Annotated in this window: 7 protein-coding genes; 4 read left to right on the top strand and 3 right to left on the bottom strand. The window is 65.5% G+C overall.

The genetic code is table 11. The features are described from left to right. The coding region (locus VN047_RS15475) for an ATP-binding protein (protein WP_325544198.1) at positions 1-440 on the top strand (440 nt) is incomplete at its 5' end. 6 nt (positions 441-446) lie between these two features. Here the strand turns inward: VN047_RS15475 and VN047_RS15470 are convergent. Genes VN047_RS15470 through VN047_RS15460 form a run of 3 tightly spaced genes read right to left on the bottom strand, consistent with a single transcriptional unit; the run spans position 447 to position 2,137 of the window. Next, positions 447-1,118, bottom strand: a complete 672-nt coding sequence (locus VN047_RS15470; protein WP_325544196.1) for a hypothetical protein — start codon at positions 1,116-1,118, stop codon at positions 447-449. Positions 1,119-1,157: 39 nt separating this feature from the next. Then, positions 1,158-1,853 carry a glutathione S-transferase N-terminal domain-containing protein gene (locus tag VN047_RS15465; RefSeq protein ID WP_325544194.1) on the bottom strand — a complete coding sequence of 232 codons (696 nt, stop codon included), beginning with the start codon at positions 1,851-1,853 and terminating at the stop codon, positions 1,158-1,160. Beyond that, positions 1,850-2,137, bottom strand: coding sequence for a chorismate mutase (locus tag VN047_RS15460; RefSeq protein ID WP_325544192.1), 288 nt, complete (start codon positions 2,135-2,137; stop codon positions 1,850-1,852). The genes VN047_RS15465 and VN047_RS15460 overlap by 4 nt, the downstream gene beginning before the upstream one ends. 108 nt (positions 2,138-2,245) lie before the next feature. Here VN047_RS15460 and VN047_RS15455 point away from each other — a divergent pair, with 108 nt between their 5' ends. From VN047_RS15455 to VN047_RS15445, 3 genes are all read left to right on the top strand, one after another. Beyond that, entirely contained in the window at positions 2,246-3,259 is a 1,014-nt protein-coding gene (locus VN047_RS15455) for a polyprenyl synthetase family protein (RefSeq protein ID WP_325544190.1), read from the top strand. A 7-nt stretch (positions 3,260-3,266) separates the two neighbouring features. After that, positions 3,267-3,653, top strand: a complete 387-nt coding sequence (locus VN047_RS15450; protein WP_325544188.1) for a DUF1801 domain-containing protein — start codon at positions 3,267-3,269, stop codon at positions 3,651-3,653. After that, positions 3,653-5,070 (top strand): helicase-related protein (locus tag VN047_RS15445; protein ID WP_325544186.1); only part of this gene is annotated, 1,418 nt, incomplete at its 3' end. The genes VN047_RS15450 and VN047_RS15445, both read left to right, overlap by 1 nt.

Genomic DNA, 5,070 nt, shown 5'->3' with positions numbered 1-5,070 from the left:
CCGCGCAGGCGCGCGCGACCGTGTGGGACAGCGTCGAAAGCGTATCGCGCGCGGTTGCGGCGCTCTATCCCGACGCGCGGCTCGACGCGGCGGGCGACAAGACGCTGGTGGTCAGGGTCGAGCGGCAGGACCTCGACGAGCTTGTCGGCAATTTGCTCGAAAATGCCGCCAAATATGGCGGAGGTAGCGTGTTCGTGACCGTTCAGCGCGACGGGAATATGGCGGAAATACTGGTCGAAGACGACGGTTCCGGCATTTCGCCGGACGACCGCGTTCGCGTCATCGATCGCGGCGTCCGGCTCGACAGCGGCAAGCCTGGTACAGGACTGGGCCTCGCGATCGTGCGCGACGTTGCCGAAATCTATGGCGGCAGCCTTGCGCTGGAGGAGAGCGAAGATCTGGGCGGTGTAATGGTGCGGCTGCGGTTGCCGGCGGGTTAAACCGTGTCACTCGCTCGCGGGGGCGGCTGGCTCCGCCAGCTGCTTGTCTTTAATCTCGCCGACGAACGTCAGCTTGCCGAGTGGAGGACGCGTCGCCATTGATTTCGCAAGCGCGAGCAGATTCTGCTGACCGTTGATCGCGCAATAGGCGGTCGACCATATATCGACATTCGGACCCTCGCGGCGGTGCGTGGCCGGGCATCGCGATTGCAGCACATCGAACGAGTTGATGATGCCGTTGGCAGGGGTGCGCGCCAACAGCAGATAATCGCTTCCCGGCCGCGTCCCCGATTGCAGCACCCAAAGCTCGACCGGCTTGTTGGCTATGCGGGTCTTTCCGATTTCGACGAAGAAGGAATAGCGATATCCGCTTTCGTCCAGCCGGTCGCGCGAATGGGACCTGCTCTCGACGATCGCACAATGCATGACGCCATAGTTTTGCAACCGAAGCCATTCGGGGTCGTCGTCGGGCAGGCCGTTGCGCTTCAGTGTCCAGTCGCCCCTCGCGACCCGGCTCATGCAGCCGAAGCCGTCGTCATCGCTGAAATGCTCGGGGACCAGATTATCCTTATAGCCGTAAAGCGGCACATCCGAGTGGACGAGTTCGTCGTCGAAGGCGGCGTCTTCCGTGTCCGTCTGCGCTTGCGCCCACGGCGCTGTGAGCAGCAGGGCTGTCAAACAGCCCCGATCGAAACGCCGTGCTCTTCATCGGTCCCCCTAGGCCGCAGTTACTTCCAGTCCGCGCTGCACTGCAGGTCGCGACAGGCCTGCGTCCAGCCAGCGCTTCAGATGGCCGAAGCGTTCGAACCCGACGATTTCGGCGGCGTCGTAGAAACCGATCAGGTTGCGCACCCACCCGAGCAGCGAAATGTCGGCGATGCTGTAGTCGATGCCCATCACCCATTCGCGCGTCGTCAGCCGTTCGTCGAGGACGCCGAGCAACCGCGCCGATTCGGCCGCGTAGCGGTCGCGCGGGCGCTTGTCTTCATAGTCGCGGCCGGCGAATTTGTGGAAGAAGCCGAGCTGGCCAAACATCGGTCCGACACCGCCCATCTGCCACATCACCCACTGGATTGTCTCGTAGCGCTGATTCGGATCGGCGGGAAGAAAGCTTCCGCTCTTGTCGGCGAGATAGATCAGGATTGCGCCCGATTCGAACAGCGCGAGCGGCTGCCCGCTCGGTCCCGCGGGATCGTAGATTGCGGGAATCTTGCCATTGGGGTTGAGCGCGAGGAAGGCCGGATCGTGGCTTTCGTTCGCCATGATGTCGATCCGGTGCGGTTCGTAGGCGAGCCCCGTTTCCTCAAGCATGATCCCCACCTTGACACCGTTCGGCGTCGGCGCGGAGAAAAGCTGGATCCGGTCGGGATATTGCGCCGGCCAGCGCGCGAAGATCGGATGGTCAAGGCTCATGCGTCCTGCTCCCGTTTGGCCTGCTGATGGTGGCGGATCACTTCGTCGATGATGAAGCGGAGGAATTTTTCGGTGAAATCGGGGTCGAGGTCGGCGTCGCGGGCGAGGTTGCGCAGCCGTTCGATCTGGCGCTCCTCGCGGTTGGGGTCGGCGGGAGGCAGGCCGTCGCGCGCCTTGAGTTCGCCGACCGCCTTGGTCACCTTGAACCGTTCGGCGAGCATATAGACGAGCGCGGCGTCAATGTTGTCGATGCTCTGGCGATAGCGGCTCAGTTGGTCGTCCATGGGTTCGCGGCTCCTGTCTTGCCCGGAACGCTTGGCACTCGCCGGGGGCTGCTGGCAAGCCGAAAGTCGTTGCAAAATCGTGACTGCGGCGCCAAGGCTCGCCGCGTCATGACTGCCGAGATACACCTCCTCCACGGCGACCGTCCGCCTTCGCTTGACCCGATGATGGCGCTCGTCGCCGCCGACATGAACGAGGTGAATTCGGTCATTCTCGACCGGATGCAGTCCGAAGTGCCACTGATCCCCGAACTCGCGGGTCACCTGATCGCGGGCGGCGGCAAGCGGATGCGCCCGATGCTGACGCTCGCGTGCGGCAAGCTGCTCGATTATCCGGGCCGCCGCCATTGCAAGCTCGCCGCCGCGGTCGAGTTCATCCACACCGCGACCCTGCTCCACGACGATGTCGTCGACAAATCGGATCTCCGCCGCGGCCGCAAGACCGCGAACCTCATCTGGGGCAACAGCGCTTCGGTGCTCGTCGGCGACTTCCTGTTCAGCCGGGCTTTCGAGGTGATGGTCGAGGACGGCTCGCTAAAGGTGCTCAAGATCCTGTCGCGCGCCTCGGCGGTGATCGCGGAGGGTGAGGTCAACCAGCTTTCGGCGCAGCGCCGGATCGAGACGAGCGAGGACCAGTATCTCGCGATCATCAACGCCAAGACCGCCGAGCTCTTCGCCGCAGCGTGCAAGATCGCCGCGGTCGTTGCCGAACACGACGACGCGACCGAAGCCGCGCTCGACGCCTATGGCCGCAACCTCGGCATCGCGTTCCAGCTCGTCGACGACGCGATCGACTATGTCTCGGACGAGGAAACGATGGGGAAGGGCGTCGGCGACGACTTTCGCGATGGCAAGGTCACCTTGCCTGTCATCCTCGCCTATGCGCGCGGCAGTGCCGAAGAGCGCGAGTTCTGGAAACAGGCGATCACCGGCCACAGGACCTCGGACGAGGATCTTGCCCATGCGACCTCGCTGCTTCGCAAACATGACACGATCACCGACACGCTCGCGCGGGCACGCCATTACGGCCAGCGCGCGGTCGATGCGATAGGCGGTTTCCGTGCCAGCCAGGCGAAGTCGGCGCTGACCGAGGCGGTCGCCTTCGCGGTCGCGCGCGCCTATTGAGGCCGCGATGGCGATGATGGGCCCTGCGGCGGAAAGCCCCGATGCCTATATCGCCGCGCTTTCGGGCTGGCAGCGCGAACGCGCCGAAATGATGCGCGGCGTAATCATGGCCTCCGCGTCCTTCGTCGAGGTGATCAAATGGACCAACCTCGTCTTCATGGCGAACGGCCCGTGCATATTGATCCGCGCCGAGGAGCACCGCGTGCTGCTCGGTTTCTGGCGCGGCAAACGGCTGCGCGAGCTGGAACCGCGCATCAGAGCGAGCGGGAAATATGAGCTTGGCAATCTGGTAATGGCCCAAGCGACCGAGGTGACGCCCGAGCAGATTGCGCGCCTTGCGGACGCGGCTTGTCGCCTGAACGCCGAACTGGGCAATCCCGCGGCGCGAACCTGATGCAGCCGCTTCCGATCGATGCCGTGCTGCCCCACATCATGGCAGCCCTGATACTGAAACCCAACGCTGTGGTCATTGCGCCGCCGGGCGCCGGCAAGACAACGCGCGTCGCCCCTGCGATCCTCGATCAGCCGTGGTGCAGTGGCGCGGTATGGCTGCTCTCGCCGCGCCGCCTCGCCGCACGCGGCGCGGCCGAACGCATCGCCGATGAAATGGGCGAGGCAGTCGGCGGCAAGGTCGGTTATGCGACGCGGCTCGACAGCAAGCAGTCCCCGGCAACCCGGCTTCTCGTGATGACGCCGGGCCTGTTTCGCAACCGTATCCTCGCTGACCCCGAACTCGTCGGCGTGTCTGCCGTGTTGTTCGATGAGGCCCACGAACGCAGCCTCGACGGCGATTTCGCGCTCGCGCTCGCCATCGACGCACAGCAGGGCCTGCGTGACGACCTTCGTCTCGTCGCCATGTCAGCGACGCTCGACGGCGCGCGTTTCGGGGCTTTGCTCGGCAATGCGCCGGTGGTGAAGAGCGAAGGCAAAATCTGGCCGCTCGACCTCCGCCATATCGGCCGCCGCGCCGAGGATCGGCTGGAAGTGTCGGTGTTGGGAGCGGTCCGGCAGGCGCTGGCTGACGAACCGGCGGGCGACATGCTCGCTTTCCTTCCCGGCGCGGCGGACATCGAACGTGCCGCGGCCGCGGTCGAGGAGGCACGCCTGCCGCTCGTCGTGCACCGGCTACATGGGCAAATAGATCCCGCGCTGCAGCGCAAGGCACTCGTTCGTGATCCCGAAGGGCGGCGCAAGCTGATCCTCGCGACGAGCATCGCCGAGACCAGCCTGACGATCGACGGTGTGCGCATCGCGATCGATGCGGGCCTGTCGCGGCGTCCACGCTTCGACAAGGCGGCAGGCATCGCACGCCTCGTCACCGAACGCGCAAGTCAGGCGTCGGCGACGCAGCGCGCGGGGCGTGCCGCGCGACAGGGCCCCGGCGTGGCCTATCGATTGTGGGAAGCCGCAGCGACGGCGGGGATGCCGCCATTTGATCCGCCCGAGATTCACGAGAATGATCTGATGCCGGTGGTGCTCGACTGTGCCAGCTGGGGCATCGTCGATCCGCGCCAGCTGGGCTGGCTCGATCCGCCATTGCCCGCCGCGATTGCGGAAGCGAAGACGCGGCTGCAGGCGATCGGCGCGCTGACCGGCGATGGCCGGATCACTGCGCATGGCAAGGCGCTCGCCGCAATCCCCTTGCCCGTGCCTCTCGCGCATATGTTGCTGGACGCCGCATGTGCGGACGAGGCCGAAATGGCAGGGCGGCTCGCTGTGTTGCTGACCGAACCCGGGCTAGGCGGGCGCGGCGTCGACGTCGAAGCGCGGCTCGGGCGCTGGCGCGGGCAAAAGGGCGACCGGTCGGAGGG

It is taken from the genome of Sphingopyxis sp., from assembly GCF_035565275.1.
In the GTDB taxonomy this organism is placed as follows: Bacteria; Pseudomonadota; Alphaproteobacteria; order Sphingomonadales; family Sphingomonadaceae; genus Sphingopyxis.
The sequence above is the reverse complement of the archived record's forward strand: the minus strand, read 5'-3'. Positions and strand labels throughout refer to the sequence as shown.

What these genes read in the sequence shown, in the direction of transcription:
- VN047_RS15465 (WP_325544194.1), bottom strand. Translation starts at nt 1,853, where the DNA reads ATGAGCCTTGACCATCCGATCTTCGCGCGCTGGCCGGCGCAATATCCC.
- VN047_RS15460 (WP_325544192.1), bottom strand. Translation starts at nt 2,137, where the DNA reads ATGGACGACCAACTGAGCCGCTATCGCCAGAGCATCGACAACATTGAC.
- VN047_RS15455 (WP_325544190.1), top strand. Translation starts at nt 2,246, where the DNA reads ATGACTGCCGAGATACACCTCCTCCACGGCGACCGTCCGCCTTCGCTT.
- VN047_RS15450 (WP_325544188.1), top strand. Translation starts at nt 3,267, where the DNA reads ATGGCGATGATGGGCCCTGCGGCGGAAAGCCCCGATGCCTATATCGCC.